20 protein-coding genes are annotated in these 16,024 nt (G+C 47.3%); 12 read left to right on the forward strand and 8 right to left on the reverse strand.

Features of this window, described 5'->3' with window-relative positions; translation table 11 throughout:
- The first annotated feature begins 193 nt into the window (after nt 1-193).
- On the forward strand, nt 194-796 hold the full coding sequence (locus tag JHJ32_RS10965; RefSeq protein WP_200120999.1) for a trimeric intracellular cation channel family protein: 603 nt from the start codon (nt 194-196) through the stop codon (nt 794-796).
- Between the two features lie 11 nt (nt 797-807).
- Here JHJ32_RS10965 and def read toward each other — a convergent pair whose 3' ends face one another.
- Complete coding sequence (def, locus tag JHJ32_RS10970; RefSeq protein WP_200121000.1) at nt 808-1,377, reverse strand: peptide deformylase; 570 nt, start codon at nt 1,375-1,377, stop codon at nt 808-810.
- Between the two features lie 43 nt (nt 1,378-1,420).
- Between def and xseA the strand changes: the two genes are divergently transcribed.
- Complete coding sequence (gene xseA / locus JHJ32_RS10975) at nt 1,421-2,758, forward strand: exodeoxyribonuclease VII large subunit (protein WP_079717246.1); 1,338 nt, start codon at nt 1,421-1,423, stop codon at nt 2,756-2,758.
- The gene (gene xseB, locus JHJ32_RS10980) at nt 2,751-2,984 is read left to right on the forward strand and encodes an exodeoxyribonuclease VII small subunit (protein ID WP_079717245.1); all 234 of its coding nucleotides are present in this window, start codon (nt 2,751-2,753) and stop codon (nt 2,982-2,984) included. Before xseA ends, xseB begins: the two co-directional genes overlap by 8 nt.
- A gap of 1 nt (nt 2,985) precedes the next feature.
- On the opposite strand, the gene dctA is transcribed toward xseB, so the two are convergent.
- The gene (gene dctA, locus JHJ32_RS10985; protein WP_079717244.1) at nt 2,986-4,233 is read right to left on the reverse strand and encodes a C4-dicarboxylate transporter DctA; all 1,248 of its coding nucleotides are present in this window, start codon (nt 4,231-4,233) and stop codon (nt 2,986-2,988) included.
- Nucleotides 4,230-5,342 (reverse strand): N-acetylglucosamine-6-phosphate deacetylase, encoded by a 1,113-nt coding sequence (gene nagA, locus JHJ32_RS10990; RefSeq protein ID WP_079717243.1) that lies wholly within the window; start codon nt 5,340-5,342, stop codon nt 4,230-4,232. Before nagA ends, dctA begins: the two co-directional genes overlap by 4 nt.
- Nucleotides 5,343-5,441: 99 nt before the next feature.
- On the opposite strand from nagA, the gene JHJ32_RS10995 reads away from it, so the two are divergent.
- The 7 genes from JHJ32_RS10995 (at nt 5,442) to JHJ32_RS11025 (ending at nt 10,866) form a co-directional block, all read left to right on the forward strand.
- Nucleotides 5,442-6,185, forward strand: a complete 744-nt coding sequence (locus JHJ32_RS10995; protein ID WP_079717242.1) for a DeoR/GlpR family DNA-binding transcription regulator — start codon at nt 5,442-5,444, stop codon at nt 6,183-6,185.
- Nucleotides 6,185-7,522: a flippase gene (locus JHJ32_RS11000; protein ID WP_200121001.1), complete on the forward strand. Its 1,338-nt coding sequence runs from the start codon at nt 6,185-6,187 to the stop codon at nt 7,520-7,522. Before JHJ32_RS10995 ends, JHJ32_RS11000 begins: the two co-directional genes overlap by 1 nt.
- Before the next feature lie 15 nt (nt 7,523-7,537).
- The gene (locus tag JHJ32_RS11005) at nt 7,538-8,485 is read left to right on the forward strand and encodes a polysaccharide pyruvyl transferase family protein (protein ID WP_200121002.1); all 948 of its coding nucleotides are present in this window, start codon (nt 7,538-7,540) and stop codon (nt 8,483-8,485) included.
- Nucleotides 8,486-8,507: 22 nt separating this feature from the next.
- A complete protein-coding gene (locus JHJ32_RS11010) occupies nt 8,508-9,239 on the forward strand; it encodes a class I SAM-dependent methyltransferase (RefSeq protein ID WP_176146191.1) in 732 nt (243 codons plus the stop codon).
- Complete coding sequence (locus JHJ32_RS11015) at nt 9,239-10,006, forward strand: glycosyltransferase family 2 protein (RefSeq protein ID WP_200121003.1); 768 nt, start codon at nt 9,239-9,241, stop codon at nt 10,004-10,006. Before JHJ32_RS11010 ends, JHJ32_RS11015 begins: the two co-directional genes overlap by 1 nt.
- A 7-nt stretch (nt 10,007-10,013) precedes the next feature.
- On the forward strand, nt 10,014-10,238 hold the full coding sequence (locus tag JHJ32_RS11020) for a DUF3820 family protein (protein WP_200121004.1): 225 nt from the start codon (nt 10,014-10,016) through the stop codon (nt 10,236-10,238).
- 67 nt (nt 10,239-10,305) lie between these two features.
- Nucleotides 10,306-10,866, forward strand: coding sequence for a hypothetical protein (locus tag JHJ32_RS11025; protein WP_200121005.1), 561 nt, complete (start codon nt 10,306-10,308; stop codon nt 10,864-10,866).
- Nucleotides 10,867-10,890: 24 nt separating this feature from the next.
- On the opposite strand, the gene JHJ32_RS11030 is transcribed toward JHJ32_RS11025, so the two are convergent.
- Nucleotides 10,891-11,361, reverse strand: coding sequence for a hypothetical protein (locus JHJ32_RS11030; RefSeq protein ID WP_079717236.1), 471 nt, complete (start codon nt 11,359-11,361; stop codon nt 10,891-10,893).
- 136 nt (nt 11,362-11,497) lie between these two features.
- Between JHJ32_RS11030 and JHJ32_RS11035 the strand changes: the two genes are divergently transcribed.
- Complete coding sequence (locus JHJ32_RS11035) at nt 11,498-12,484, forward strand: rhodanese-related sulfurtransferase (protein WP_079717235.1); 987 nt, start codon at nt 11,498-11,500, stop codon at nt 12,482-12,484.
- Here the strand turns inward: JHJ32_RS11035 and trmB are convergent.
- The 4 genes from trmB to JHJ32_RS11055 form a co-directional block, all read right to left on the reverse strand.
- The gene (gene trmB / locus JHJ32_RS11040) at nt 12,456-13,106 is read right to left on the reverse strand and encodes a tRNA (guanosine(46)-N7)-methyltransferase TrmB (RefSeq protein ID WP_200121006.1); all 651 of its coding nucleotides are present in this window, start codon (nt 13,104-13,106) and stop codon (nt 12,456-12,458) included. The genes JHJ32_RS11035 and trmB overlap by 29 nt on opposite strands.
- 74 nt (nt 13,107-13,180) lie before the next feature.
- Nucleotides 13,181-13,651, reverse strand: coding sequence for a hypothetical protein (locus JHJ32_RS11045; RefSeq protein ID WP_233632604.1), 471 nt, complete (start codon nt 13,649-13,651; stop codon nt 13,181-13,183).
- Nucleotides 13,626-14,015: a hypothetical protein gene (locus JHJ32_RS11050; RefSeq protein ID WP_079717232.1), complete on the reverse strand. Its 390-nt coding sequence runs from the start codon at nt 14,013-14,015 to the stop codon at nt 13,626-13,628. The genes JHJ32_RS11045 and JHJ32_RS11050 overlap by 26 nt, the downstream gene beginning before the upstream one ends.
- A gap of 139 nt (nt 14,016-14,154) precedes the next feature.
- On the reverse strand, nt 14,155-14,424 hold the full coding sequence (locus JHJ32_RS11055) for a YtxH domain-containing protein (protein ID WP_079717231.1): 270 nt from the start codon (nt 14,422-14,424) through the stop codon (nt 14,155-14,157).
- A gap of 331 nt (nt 14,425-14,755) precedes the next feature.
- On the opposite strand from JHJ32_RS11055, the gene JHJ32_RS11060 reads away from it, so the two are divergent.
- On the forward strand, nt 14,756-15,940 hold the full coding sequence (locus JHJ32_RS11060) for a glycosyltransferase family 4 protein (protein WP_200121007.1): 1,185 nt from the start codon (nt 14,756-14,758) through the stop codon (nt 15,938-15,940).
- Nucleotides 15,941-16,024 lie beyond the last annotated feature (84 nt).

Here is a 16,024-nt window from a genome sequence, read left to right on the forward strand (position 1 = left end):
CCCTTATCGTCAATTTCCAAACTATAAGATGAAATAAATGGCAAAAAAAACGTTAGTCACTATAAATCAGCAAGAAAAATTTAAACTACCGACACCGTCACGCTGGGCTTGCCATACCTTTCACGAGCCCGACCCCACATACCGAATGGAATAATTCGAATTTATTGTATTTTTACAAGCAAACGCATGGGGTTTGGAACTAATTTACTACATCGACTTACTCGGCGCCATGGTATTCGCTATTTCCGGGGCCATGGCTGCGTCAAGACATGGCATCGACATATTTGGGGCCGCATTCACCGGTTTTGTCACCGCTATCGGTGGTGGCAGCCTTCGCGATATCTTTCTTAATCTACGGCCTGTATGGGTAGACGACGGCAACTACCTGATAGCGATACTGGCCGGCGTATTAATCGCCGTCTTGTTCAAGAAAGTACTGGACAAATTAGCAAGGACACTCTTTCTATTTGACGCGTTAGGAATTGGCTTCTTCACCGTAGTCGGCGTGCAAAAATCATTGCTATTTGAGGCGAGCGGCATTGCCGCTGTCGTATTAGGCATGTTTTCTGCTGTGATGGGTGGCGTGATCCGGGACACCTTATTAAACGAGACCCCGCTAATTCTCCGTAAAGAAATCTATGCCACGGCTTGCCTATCGGGAGCTATCTTATTTGTACTGCTCGACATGGGCGGAGTCAATTATAACCTCAATGCTTTTCTTAGCGCAAGCCTAGTCTCCGTCATTCGGGTTATTGCTGTAAGATATCAATTGACGTTACCCATTGTCGGCGGATAACATCAGCGGTATCAACGTTTTTTCTTTAATGCGGGAAACTTCATTTTGTAATCCACATCCACCTGCCCTCTTGAAATTGCCTCCAGCTTGCTTTTAATCATGGCTTTCCGCAGGGGGCTCAGCTTCTCAGTAAACAGCTTACCTTCAATATGGTCATACTCGTGCTGGATAATGCGCGCAGCCAGCCCTGTAAAATTTTCTTCGTGCTCCACCCAATTTTCATCAACGTAGCGGATACGTATATCAGGGTATCTATTTACATCCTCCCGGATTTCAGGAATGCTCAAGCACCCTTCGTTGAATGCCCATTTCTCGCCATGCTCATCGAGCAACTCCGCATTGATAAAGACCTTCTTAAAATCTTTAAGCGTTGGGTCATCATCTACAAACGGACTCGCATCGATCACAAACACGCGAATGGAAAGACCTATCTGCGGTGCAGCCAACCCCACGCCATGTGCTGCATACATGGTCTCAAACATATTGGCTATCAACTGCTGCAAATCGGGATAATCCTTTTCAATCGCTACTCCCTTTCGCTTCAAAACCGGGTCGCCATAGGCTATGATAGGTAATTTCATGATACAAAAGTAATGATTTTATAGAAAACCCTTATCTTTGATCATGCCTGAGAAACTACCCGACAAAACAGTCTTTTCCCTTGTGGAGGTGGCCCGCAGCATCCAAAAGACCATCGCCGAACGTTATAAAAGCGTCTATTGGATAAAGGCAGAGATGAACAAGCTCAATCATTATAGCCATTCTGGCCATTGTTATCCGGAATTAGTCGAAAAAAAAGACGGCAAAGTGATCGCAGAAATGCGTTCCGTACTCTGGAATGGCGATTACAAACGCATCAACGAACGGTTTATCGAAATTGCAAAGGAGCCCTTGAAAAACGGTATTACCATTTTATTTCAGGCAACAATCTCCTATGATCCGTTATATGGCCTTAGTCTGCGTATTCTGGACATTGACCCCGCGTACGCGTTGGGCGAGCTCGAACGCGAAAAACAGGAGAATATCCAGCGGCTCAGACACGAAGAGCTTTTCTATGCCAACAAACAGCTTCCTTTTCCACCCATCCCGAAACGATTGGCCGTCATCTCGGTCGAAACCAGCAAGGGGTATGCCGACTTCGTGAAAATCTTAAATGGGAATTCCTGGGGTTATCGCTTTGAGCAAACCCTTTTTCCAGCATTATTGCAGGGCGACAAAGCGGTTCCTTCCATTATCAACCAATTGGTGCGCATCGCCGAGCATGTGGAAGAATATGATGTTGTCGCCATCATCCGTGGGGGCGGCGGGGATGTAGGGCTTTCCAGCTACAACAACTACTTGCTCGCTTCCGCCATCGCCCGGTTTCCCATCCCTGTACTTACGGGCATTGGGCACTCCACCAACCAGACAGTGAGCGAAATGGTGGCTTATCAAAATGCGATTACCCCAAGTGAACTGGCTGATTTTCTCATCCAGCGGTTCCACAACTTTGCCGTACCCGTTTCCCATGCGCAAGACGCCATCGAACAGGCTGCGGCCAAATTGTTCGCGACACAGAAAAGCAACCTGATGAATTGTATCCACCATTTCCGTTTGCATAGCGTACACTTATTAAATCAGCAGCATAGGGCCCTTGAGTACCACGCCATGCGATTGGATATGGCAAGCGTTAGCCGTCTACGGCACGAAAACCAGGCCTTGCTTTATCCGCAGCAAGCGTTGCTGTCAACGAGTTTAGCCACACTCAAAAACAACAAGTTTAACCTAGCCGCCATGCAGAAATCCGTGCAGCTATTGGATCCGCAGCAGGTCCTAAACCGAGGATATAGCATCACCCGAATCAACGGCCGTGCGGTGAAGCACACCGAAAACATCCGAGACGGCGATACGTTGGAAACACATCTAGCATCAGGAAGCCTCAGCAGTGTCGTCATCCAAATTAACCCATCAGCAAATGAGTAACGAAAAATACACCTATACAGATGCATTCAACGAGCTGCAAACCATTGTAGCCGAAATTGAGCGTGGAGAAATCACCATCGATGAGCTGTCCGAGAAAGTGAAGCGCGCAACGCTGCTCATCAGTGTGTGCAAAGCCAAGCTTACCGCTACTGAAGAGGAGGTAAACACCATATTGGCTAGTTTGGCTACCGATGTTGATTCATCACCACCGACAGAGGAAGAGTAGCTTAGCCCAGCTCGGACTTCAATTGCTCCATGTCCAACTCGTTTTCCCAACGAGCCACCACCAGGGTAGCCGCTGTATTCCCAACGAGGTTGGTCAATGCCCGTGCCTCGCTCATGAAGCGGTCGATGCCGAAGATAAGCGCAACGGATTCTACCGGCATATGCCCCACCACAGGCAGCGTAGCAGCAAGGATGATAAACCCGCTGCCCGTCACTCCGGCCGCTCCGTTGGATGTGATGGTCAGGACAAATAACAGAAACAACTGTTCGCCTAAGCTCATGGGCATGTCCAATGCCTGAGCAAGGAATATAGCTGCCATCGTCAAATAGATGGTTGTTCCGTCCAAATTGAATGAATACCCGGTAGGGACCGCCAACCGAACAACCGGTCTTGAACATCCCATACGTTCCAGCTTTTGCATAATTGCCGGCAAAACAGACTCCGAAGAGGATGTTCCCAATACGACCAGTAGTTCTTCCTTAATATAACGGACTAATTTAAACACACTGATGCCGTAATACTTTAAAATCAAGCCCAGCGCCAAAAACACGTATAATAAACACGTGAAATAAAAGGCAACCATGAGCATCCCCAACGATGAAAGCGAGCTGATCCCATATCGTCCGATAGTAAATCCCATGGCCCCCATCGCGCCAATGGGTGCAACACGCATGATCATCTTAATAACGGCAAACAATCCATCCAGAAAAGACTGCATGACGCGGGTGGCAGGCTCCGCGCGGGCTCCAATTTTGGAGAGACCATATCCAAACAATACAGCGAAGAAAAGCACCTGTAGCAAATTGCCCGAAGACAATGCCCCGAAAACATTTTCCGGAATGATGTTCAACAGAAAGTCCTTTACCCCGCCCTGTTCCTTGCTTTGAGTTATGTACCCTGCCACTTCAGTGGTATCCAACGAGCTCGCATCCACATGCATACCGTCACCCGGCTTCAGCAAATTGATCACCATCACGCCGAGCAACATCGCAACCATAGTCGAAAGCTGAAAATATAATAGGGCCTTCATGCCTACTTTCCCGATCTTCTTCACATCCTCCATTCCTGCAATCCCCAAGACGATGCTACAGAAGATGAGCGGAGCGACGACCATTTTTATCAACTTGATGAATCCGTCGCCGAGCGGCTTTAATTGCACGCCTAATGACGGATAAAAATGACCAATCAGAATACCGATGATAATAGCGACAATTACCTGAAAATAGAGCAAGGTAACTAACTTTCTCATTGATGCCGCCCTTTCAGAAAGACCTGTCTGACTGTATAATGATTATCAAAGATGACCAAATCAGCCACCGTTCCATTTGCAATTCGGCCGAGGTCATCGGCACCGATAAATGTCGCAGGGTACAATGAGGCCATTCGCAACGCCTCGTCCATAGGTATACCGCCATGGCGCACACAATTCGCCACCGCCTGCATCATTGTCAGCGCAGAGCCCGATAACGTACCGTCTGGCAGCGTGTACCGATCGCCTTTAAATACATGGATATATGTGCCCTCATTCACAGCTGCGACTGCATCTGTGATAAGAAACAGACGACTGCCCAGCAGTTTTTTGCTAATGGAAAGCACCTGATAATCCACATGGATGCCATCAGCAATGATACTCGCCATGGCACTATCGGATTGGAAGGTCGCTCCTGGAAGGCCCGGGTCGCGGTGGTGGAGCGGAGACATGGCATTGAATAAATGCGTAACGGCCCGGATACCTTGTCCGAATCCGGTCATGGCTTCTCTATAGGAAGCGTTGCTATGTCCCGCAGATAGCAGCACCCCATGGTCTATCAGTAGATCGACCGTAGCCTTATCAAACTTTTCGGGCGCAATGGTCATCATCCGAAGGCAACCGTCTGCCTTTTTTAATAGACCAGCGATTTCGGATTGATCAGGTTCCCGGATATACGCCTCCGGATGCGCACCTTTTCTTAACGCGTTCAAGTATGGTCCTTCGAGATGCAAACCCAGCAGCGCTGGGTGGCGGTATTCACTTAATGTCTCCAGCGCTCGGTTTACCACTGCCATCGTATTTGTAGCCATGGTAATCATAAAACTCGTTGTACCTGATTTCACCAATGCGTTTGCAATGTCTGTGATGGAAACTTCTGAAGTTTCGGCAGAAAACAAACGGCCACCACCGCCATATATCTGCAAATCGATGAATCCTGGTGCAACGTAATTGCCCATTGCATCAACAATGTCAGCTTCAGGCGGAATCTTGTCTGGCGGAAGCAGCCCTTCAACCCGGCTCCCTTTTATCAAAAGCGCTTTGCCGTCGACGAACGTTTCACCGGTAAATATCGTCCCGTTAATAATTGCTACGCATGATTCTGCCATTGTATTATGCTATCGGATCTATTGCCGCTTTAATGCGGTAATAATACAAATTTCTTTTATTTATCCTATCTTTACCGATTAAAATAAACCGCATACACGATGTTAAAAGAAGAACGGCAAGCCTTTATTGTCCATCAAATAAACTTGCACAACAAGGTCTTGTCCTCGGACCTCAGCGTACAACTCAATGTCTCTGAGGATACCATCCGGCGCGATTTGAACGAATTGGCCGAAAATGGCAAGGTGTTGAAGGTATATGGCGGGGCGCTATCTAAGTCGTTCCAATACCCGTTTCAGGAAACCAATATATATGCCCGCGATGCCAAAAAACAAATCGCACATAAAGCCATTAGCCTGATTAAAAACGGAATGACCGTGCTGGCAGGCGGTGGCACGACCATGCTCGAACTGGCGCGGATTGTGCCTGAAAGCCTGCAATGTACGTTTTTCACTATCAGTCCGCTCGTAGCACTCGAACTCGCGGAGCGGACCCATGCAGATGTCATCCTTATCGGCGGTAAACTTTCCAGAAACACGAATATCAGTATTGGTTCCCAAGTTATCAACCAATTATCGGAAATACGTGTCGATCTTTGCCTGTTGGGCACCAATGGTCTTTCGGTAGAAGACGGGGTTACAGACTCCGATTGGGAGGCGGTACAGATTAAGAAAGCGATGATACGGAGTTCGAGCAAAACGGCTATACTCAGTATCGCCGAGAAACTCAATTCGGTACAAAAGATGAAAGTATGTAGCCTTAATGCCATCTCCTACCTGGTCACAGACTTAGCGCCCAAGCACCCGAGTCTGGCAGGGTTTAGCAAGGTGGTAGAAATCGTTTAATGAAAATTCCAGCACTACCCGGCTTCGATACCGAAGCGTTTAACAGGTATTTGCAGCATACCGGTTGGCTGATGATAGCCCGCGTAGGGTCGCTGTTCATCAAGATGATCATCACTGCGGTAGTGTTGCCCAACTATTTAGGGCCGCACCAGAATGGCATATTGAATTATCCCTTGGTACTGGTTTCTTTTTTCATGGCTGCCAGCAGCCTGGGTATGGACAGTTTTGTCACCCGCCAATTGCTGCAAGATCCGGGTAGACAGCACGTTATCCTGGGCACCGCTTTCCGTTTGCGTCTTTGCGCCGGCCTGTTGGCGCTTCCGCTTATTTATCTAAGTTACTTCTGTATTGCCGGTTTTGCCCAAGAGCCCCCCGCGGCGCCTGTTGGTTACGTCGGTATTGTTTCCTTGATCTGTGTGTTCCAGTCGGTCAATATCATTGACTGTCACTTCCAAGCAAGGGCACAGGGCAAGTATATAATGTATGTGCAAGTTGGAGCCAACCTCATGTCTGCAGTATTCAAGCTATTGTTTATTTTATTTCAGGCATCACTCGGTTGGTTCATTTGGGCGTTGTTATTAGATGTTATCCTGCTAAGTATCGGAAATGTATATATGTACCAGAAGACAGGCTATAACATTTCCGATTGGAAGTTCGATCGTCCTACAGCCAATTGCCTGTTCAGGCTTGCCTGGCCATTGGCGTTTTCCGCTATCTTCATCACCCTCTACATGAAAATTGACCAGCTCATGCTGGGCACCTATCTGGGAGAAGCGGCATTAGGCGTATATGCTACTGTAGTACAACTTAGTGAAGGATGGTATTTTATTCCAATGGCTATTGTCACGGCCCTTTTTCCTGCCATCATGAATGCCCGGCGGGATGACCCCGTACGTTACCGGAAAAGGTTGCTTCACCTGTATGAGTTGATGGTCGTCATCAGCGTTGCGATTGCCGCTACGATCACATTTGTCGCTCCAATCATTTATTCCACTTTTTACGCACCGGGGTATGCCACCGGTGCCCCGGTACTAACGGTCCATGTATGGGCCGGCGTATTTGTATTCCTCAACGTAGCAAGTGGCCAATACCTGATTGCCGAGGGCTACACGTTGCTTTCCCTCGCTCGGGCACTAACTGGTGCGTTGGTCAATATCTTCCTCAATAGCTGGTGGATTCCGCAGTATGGCATGATTGGTGCTGCCTATGCTACGTTGGTTGCGTATGCATCCACCGCGCTGTTTGTTATCTTTGTCCCCAAAACGAGGAGCCAGGGATGCATGATAATGAGAGCGTTGCTATTTATCCCGATTATTCAACGTTTAATGAAACGATAAGCTGTAAGATACCTCATGCCCAAGATCATTTTCGACACATCCATAGGTACAACCAATCTCGGCGACCACATCATTATGGACGCCGTAAACCGGATTGCTGACGAGTTGTTTATGAACGACTTCGTTATCAACGTACCCACTCACTTTGCTATCCATCCAAAAGATTTGCTAAAACTCCGCAAATACGACACCGGTATCGTAGGAGGTACCAACTTACTGAAAAACGACACGCTACGCAAAAGCCAATGGAAGGTTGGACTAAAGGATGTACTGGTATTGCGGCACAAGGTCGTGTTGTTGGGTGTAGGCTGGTGGCAGTATCAGGAAAAGCCTGTTTCCCTGTATTCGCGGGCCATGTATAAAGCCTTGTTTTCCACCAAATACCTTCATGCCGTACGGGATAGCTATACGTTGCAAAAGTTAAACGAAATGGGCGTCCACAATGTGATCAATACAGGCTGCCCTACCGTGTGGGAGCTAAACGAACCCCATTGTTCGCAGATAAACCCAAAGAAACGTGATAAAGTAGTCTCCACCATCACCGACTATATGCGCGATCCGGAGCGGGACCGGCAGATGCTCGAAATCCTCAAAAAACATTACGAGGAAGTCCATGTGTGGATCCAAGGCTCAAAAGACCAATCGTATATCGAAAGCCTGACATCGGATATCCATTACATCGCTCCAAAACTATCGGCCTTTGATGCGTTTCTGGAGCGTGAGCCCTGCGAGTATGTGGGCACGCGGCTGCACGCCGGCATACGTGCGCTGCAAAAGAAGCGGAAGGCTATCATTATCGGTATTGACAACCGCGCCATCGAAATGCGCAATGACATTGGCCTGAATGTCCTCGAACGCCAGCGAATGGACTTACTTGAAGAGAAGATACACGAAGAAATGAGCGTGAAGTTATATCTTGACTCGAATGCGGTACAACGCTGGAAAGAACAGTTCAATCACTAAAATATACAAGGAGTTACCAGCAGTGTTAAAGAAACTATATAATCGGTCCCTTTTCCAACCTACGTTGTTTGGGTTGTTTTTTAATCCTTTTTTTATTATCCGGGGTGGCCTATATAAGGGGATATCCAAATCCAGCGCCCACATGCAGGGAAGGCTGCTGGATTTCGGCTGTGGGAGCAAGCCTTACAAAGCGCTCTTTCATGTCACGGAATACATCGGTACGGACATTGAAGTAAGCGGTCACGATCACCGAAACGAAGAAATCGACGTGTATTACGACGGCAAGACATTGCCGTTTACCGATGCGTACTTTGACAGCATTTTTTCCAGCGAGGTCTTCGAGCACATCTTCAACTTGCCCGAGATTCTTGGCGAATTACACCGGGTGCTCAAGCCAGGCGGGCGAATGTTGGTTACGTTGCCCTTTGTATGGGACGAGCACGAAATTCCCTACGATTACGCCAGGTACACCTCATTCGGCATCCGGCATTTAATCGAGCAATCGGGATTTATCGTACTTGAAAGCCAAAAAACGACCAACTATGTGGCCACCATCTGTCAAATGTGGATTGCCTATATCTACCAGCATATCTTCCCCAAGCATAAAATGTTTCGGATAGCTTTGACACCCCTTTTCATCACACCTTTTACGCTTTGCGGGCTATTGCTGTCTGCGCTGCTTCCCAAAAACATGAACTTTTTCCATAACAATATCCTGGTTGTGCAAAAGCCAGCAAACCAGCCGGAATCCTGATGAATACATTTTCGCCCAAACTTACGGTCATTACCGTCGTATATAACGATGTACGGGGCATTGAACGCACGCTGCTATCCGTCATCAACCAAACTTATCCTCACATCGAATACCTCGTCATTGACGGCGCGTCTACCGATGGCACCACCGAAATCATTCAGCGGTACAGCGGTCACATTACGCGATGGATAAGCGAACCGGATAGTGGGATTTACCATGCGATGAATAAGGGATTAGCACTGGCGACCGGAGATTACGTATTGTTCATGAATTCGGGCGACGAAATTTACGATCCGGATACCGTAGCACAAGTTTTTGCTTCCGCACCTAACGCCGATATTTACTACGGTGAAACCGAAATGTTTGATGCCCGCTGGGAATCGCTCGGCTTGCGTAGACACGCGGCTCCGGACCGCTTTACTTGGCGAAGCTTCCGGTACGGAATGAATGTCAGTCATCAAGCCATCTACATCCGCCGCGCCATTACGGGTCCTTACGATTTGCGTTATCAGCTCAGTGCCGATATTGACTGGATAATCTGCGCCGCAAAAAAGGCGAAGACTATTGCTCACACCCGTCGCCTTGTGGCCAAATACCTCGTGGGTGGCATGTCCAAAAAGCGGCATTGGCAAAGTCTTAGGGAGCGTTTCCAGATTTTTAGCAAGCACTATGGGCTGCTGCCAAATATCTTCAATCACATCGTGATCGCCATTAACCTTGCGGCTTATTATGCTCGTCATGGCAAACCGAACGACGGCAGCTTATGAACACATAATGAAACAAGAAGAAATACTCCACGCGCTTACAACCACCAGGATGCCTTTTGGCAAGTATAAAGAGGTATTGATTTGCAACCTGCCGGAGGCCTACCTCGTGTGGTTCCACCAAAAAGGTTTCCCCAACGGCAAATTGGGTATGCTTTTAGCCACCATGTATGAAATCAAGCTGAACGGCTTGGAATATCTGCTTGTCCCACTGCGAAACAAAACTTCTTCGTAGACGTTTAGTAGGCATTAATACGTATTATATTGTGTATTGGTTTCAGAAACGATTAATACCCCTCGTGATGGGAATGGCCCTAATCGCCTGCAACGAGCGGAATAGCCGGTCAGACGACAGCCAGGCCGACTCCTTGGCAGCGCAGCAAACCACGGTTCCCGACAGTTTGTTGCTGGTACCCGGCCAATCGGCAGGGCTTATCGCACTGGGTGACACCGATAGCTCGCTTCTTAATCGGCTCGGCCAGCCTGATTTTAGCAATGCTGGCATGGGCAAAGCGGTATTGGTGTGGCGTGGTGATACGACACAAGGCTATCCGTTGTCGGTCTTTACCTCCCGTGATATGGGCAACGATGAATCGGCGCGCATCCAGCAGGTACGGGTTACGGCCCCAAGCTTCCGAACGCGGCAATCCATCCACGTTGGCAGTACGCATCAGGAGATCGCTTCAGCATACCCGCTTCGCCTAACCGAAACATACGACGCCATGGGCGATCCTTATACCATTTATGACACGGATGAAGGGATCGCCTTTGAAATAGCGCCCAATAATCGCTGCATAGCGATTATCATTCATAAAAAGGATGTAAGCCCACCTTCCTTTCTGCCCTTAAGGGACTATCGGTAGGCTTTTCGGCTCCTTTAATGGCCGTCATTGAAAAGTGACCGGGCTGCACTGAGCAAAAGGTACGTCAGCTGTGACCCCGAACCTATGAGCCTTAAAAAACGAACTCATGGCGTCCACGAATTGTCGCTCATCCGCTTCGTTCGGCGGATTCGACAAGAAAGTATAGCTATAGTATTCCACATTTCCATTTCGGTCGAAATAGAACCTGTTGAATATCCGAGTGGTCCCCTTCCATTTAACCCCCTGTTCGCTTAGGTGATTACTTATCGCTACCAAAAAACCCTGATAGGCTTCAATCAGATTCGCCTGTTCCTCTGCTGTTTTAAACACGGCCAGAGCCGAATCGGCATCCAAAGCATTTTTGTACCGCTTATCCAGGTCAGACCATGACGACCCGTTTGCTTTGCTCGCCGAAAAGGAAAGAATCTTAGTCTGTCCCTGTACCGGTGAAAATGACGTCAGACAGAGAAATATCAATAGGATGATCGTTTTCATAACGCAAAACTACGAACTATTTTTTTAGTTTTTTGCGTTCATGCAATATGGGGCCATTGGGTAGTGCTAATTTTTACTACCTTTGCACCCGGAAGAATAAACATTAAACGCCGTTTGCAGCGGTATCAATGGACATATGAAACACTATCAAACCCTGCTGTACTATTGCTACAGCCACATTGACAATGCGGAACAGTTTGCCGCGGATCACCTTGAATTTTGCAAATCACTGGGTCTCGTGGGCCGCATCATCGTAGCGGATGAAGGTCTCAATGGTACGGTATCTGGCACGCCGGAGGCGTGCAAAGCTTATATGGCCGCCGTGCATGCTGATCCTAGGTTTGCCAAAACCGATTTCAAGATCGATGAGGTCGATGAGCCTTCGTTTATCAAGATGCACTGCCGGTACAAATCCGAAATCGTGCACTCAGGGCTACGCGATCCCAATGTGATAGATCCAACCAAGGAGACTGGCAAACACCTTGAACCAAAAGCGTTTTTGGAGATGAAAGATCGCGAAGACGTGGTCGTACTGGATGTACGCTCAAATTATGAACATAACGTCGGCCGTTTCAAAAATGCCGTCACGCTGGACATCGAAAATTTCAGGGAGTTTCCTAATAAAATCAATGAACTGGCTCAATATAAAAACAAAAAAATTTTAACCTATTGTACCGGTGGCATTAAGTGTGAAAAAGCCTCCGCCTTACTGTTGAAAGCAGGATTCAAAGACGTATATCAGTTACATGGAGGGATTATCAAATACGGCAAGGAAGTGGGTGGCAAGGATTTTGAAGGCAAATGCTATGTGTTTGACAACCGCGTGACCGTCGATGTCAATCGGGTAAACCCTACCGTAGTCTCCACATGCCTAAACTGCGGCACCACGACCAGCCGCATGATCAATTGTGCTAACCCTGAATGCAACGAGCACTTCACCCAATGTGAGGCGTGTGGATGGAAGATGGAAGGCTGCTGTTCTGATACCTGCATGGAGCACCCGAGGAAAAGGCCATATGACGGCACAGGCTATTACATAAAAGTACCCCAACCGGTCAACATCGAAAAAATTAGCAAGCGGAAGCATAAAAAAATCACGGCCATCCCCACTGCACGTAGTTGATGTTTTTCCCCGTGACAAGGTATTTTTTTTCGTAGTAGGTCTTAATGGATAATACTTCATCAACCATAGCAGAACGGTACAGGTCTGCCGTTTGCCAGTGAACGTTGAGGCCCAGTTCGTTCAGTTTATCAAGCGTATAGGCGTATAACCCATCATTATCCGTTTTTAGGTGCATGACGCCTCGCGGCTCCATAATCTGCCGGTACTTTTCCAAAAATGCAGGATGGGTAAGTCGCTTTTTTTCGCGGCTTTTCTGTGGTTGAGGATCAGGGAAGGTAATCCAAATTTCCGAGACTTCGCCATTGGCAAAGTGGTCCAGTATAGTTTCAATCTGGATACGGAGAAATGCCACATTGGCGATGTTGTCTTCCAGGGCCGTCTTGGCACCCCGCCAGATGCGATTGCCCTTGTAATCAATACCGATAAAATTTCTGTCTGGAAAGAGCTTCGCTAGGTTGACGGTGTACTCACCTTTTCCGCACGCCAGTTCGAGTACAATAGGCTGCCCGTTGCCGAAATGCTTCGCCGCCCATTGACCTTTCATTACCTTTCCTTCATCCAATTGCAGTACATTGGCAAAGGTATTGATTGCTGCAAACTTCTTTAATTTGTCTTTTCCCATCTGTTATCCGATAGGCTGCAAAAATAGGCTAATTTGTCATACCTACCCTGGGCAATGGGGGAAAAAAGAAGTTACTAATAAGTCTCGCTGTCGGGAGGGATGCCATAGTCGACATGCCTCCGGGTTTTCCTGCTGCTTTTAGAGGGCCGAACGAAGTCAGCTACCTTATTAATCAGACTGCTCATCCGGTCTTTATTCAACACGCCCGCAGCCTGCTGTGAAGCCAAAGTCACCAGCGCCCGCTTCAGGAAACCAGCACGGCGCAGGAAGAATCGATTGAGCACAAGTGGAAGACCTATTCGCAAAGCCTTATTTAACCAGTCTTCTTCTTTCTTGCCTTTGGCGAATAATTCGCGTACCGCCGCCGTACCCGGAATCCACGAAATCAGCGATTTGACAAATCGGACAGGAGCAGCAGCCTTTTCGTTGAAAAGATGATATTGATCGCTAAGATACTCCTCCTGCTCCTTGGCGAGTGCTTTAAGGCGATAAATTTCCGCCCTCAAATCAGCCAAGTTCTTAATCTTGCTTTCCTTTATCATCATTTTCTTCATCTATTTCGTCATTCCATTTTTGCAAAAAACGCTTGATGGAAAGGTTCATAAATAAGCGTTCAATGGGATTTTCAAAAAGAGACACCAGCACAATCAACAGCACAAATATCCCGGCGGTAGTGAGAAACCCGAGCGAATTACTGTCTAGAAGCTCCCCCAGGTAAAACCCTAAAGCCAAACTGAGAAAGAACACCACAAACACGGTAAATACGGTTTTTACGACATCTACGATCAAGCTGGCAATGAGCCTTGAAGACCGCTCGACGAGCTTGAGCTTAACAAGTTTAAAACGAGTATCTATGTATTCCTTGCTTTTCTGAAATACACCACTAAGTGAAAATTTTCTTTCCTCCATATTGGTTTGGCCAAGGGCTTAATTAATCGATACCGAAAGCGTTCATCCATGAGCTCGCGTGAACTCATAGAAAGCCGGGGTAGGCTACCCCATTGTGCTGTGCCATGTTATGGCTTAGGGCAAGAACCCCTTTCTATATTCAAGCGTGTTCCTCTAAGGCATCCTCCATCGCCTGTTCGCCCTTATTCAGTTTGGATTTGACAGCTGCCACAACTTTCTCCTTGAAATCATTGAGATGCTCCAATTGCTCAGCTGTACGCTCCTTTAGCGCATCGCCCAGATCCTTCAGCGAATCATTCAATTTTTCACGGGTCTCAGATCCCTTATCCGGTGCAAACAAAACTCCTAAAGCCACACCTGCGGCCAACCCTGCTAATAATGCTGCTACCACTTTTGCGTTATCATTCATAACTTGCTATAATTTAGTTGAAAAATCAAGACTATTCATTTTGACATTCCGTTTCCCGTGATTGCCTCCTTCACCCAGTTAACTATACAAATGAGCCTGCAAATCGTTTGCCAAAATCAAAAAAACTGCCGGAAAACCGCATATTGTCATAAAACCCATACCTAACATTAGGTATTTTATGTAGGAATGCCAAAATTCCAAACTAAGTGGCATAAATATTGCGACTAAACCTTCAATGCTATATTGAAATATTTTTAGCTAAATAAGCACGCAGACTTTGTTTTTAACTTATCTTTGTTGCTTTACGCTTTGTACTATTACGCTATTCTATATGATAGACATTTACTTGGTACTCTTTTCGTTCTTACTTTCATGTGCCATCACACTATATGCCGTCCCTTCTTTAATCAAGTTGGCGTACCAAAAACGGCTGTTTGATGATCCGGCGCTTGAAGAACGGAAAATCCATAAATACCGTACGCCCAACTTAGGTGGAATAGCTGTACTTACATCTTTTGCCTTCACTGCTTGTTTTTGTATCTCGGGAAACATCCTGCCTTATGCCAATTATGTCTTTGCCTCCGGACTGTTGATTTTCTTGGTAGGCCTTAAAGACGATTTGGCCGCGCTGAACCCGCATAAAAAATTCTTCGCACAGTCCATCACAGCGTTGATCGTCGTTTATTTCGCCGATATCAGGCTTACCAGTTTTTACGGGGTGTTCGGCATTTATGAAATGCATCCGGTAGTAAGCTATCCTTTTTCTACATTACTCATCGTATTTATCATCAATGCATTTAATCTGATTGATGGCATCAACGGCTTATTGAGTAGCGTGAGTTTAATTGTAAGCCTTACGTTCGGATATATTTTCTTCCAGATGCAAGAATACGGGCTGGCATTGCTGGCCATGAGCATGGCGGGTTCCGTGCTGGGTTTTCTTCGGTACAACGCGGGCAAGGCGAGGATATTCATGGGAGATGCCGGCGCCTATTCGATTGGCTTCATCATAGCGGTGTTGGCCATTCAGTTCATTGAACTCAACAAAGCACAAGACATAGCTGTGGCGCCGCCTTTCGTGGACTCGGTGCCAGCAGTAGCTATTGCCATACTGATTATCCCGATTTTCGATACGCTACGGGTCATCGTCATCCGGCTGGTTCAGGGCAAATCGCCATTTATGGCTGATCGCAACCACCTCCATCACCGGCTTCTGGATACGGGCATGAGCCATACCCAAGCCACGATTGCCCTATCAAGTTTTAACGTACTCATGATTGGCACAGCGCTATCGTTTCAGCATATCGGCACGATTGAGCTCCTGATTCTCATCGCATTGATTGCCCTATTGATGAACACCATGCTTTGGCTGTATGATGTACGCCAGGTGATTGCACGCGCCCAACCCTTGATAGTGGAAGAAGACCATGAGAAGATCTACCAACTGCGCGACCATGCCCGGGAAGTGGCCGAGGAAGCCCTGCAGCAGTATGAAGAAAAACAACACCAAAATTAACGGCTGAGCCTATATTTTACATCATCCTTATGTTGCCTAAAGCGTAGCTGAAGGTCGGCGTGTTTTCTAAAGCAAAGGATATTC

This window comes from Parapedobacter sp. ISTM3 (genome assembly GCF_016533505.1).
GTDB lineage: Bacteria > Bacteroidota > Bacteroidia > Sphingobacteriales > Sphingobacteriaceae > Parapedobacter > Parapedobacter luteus.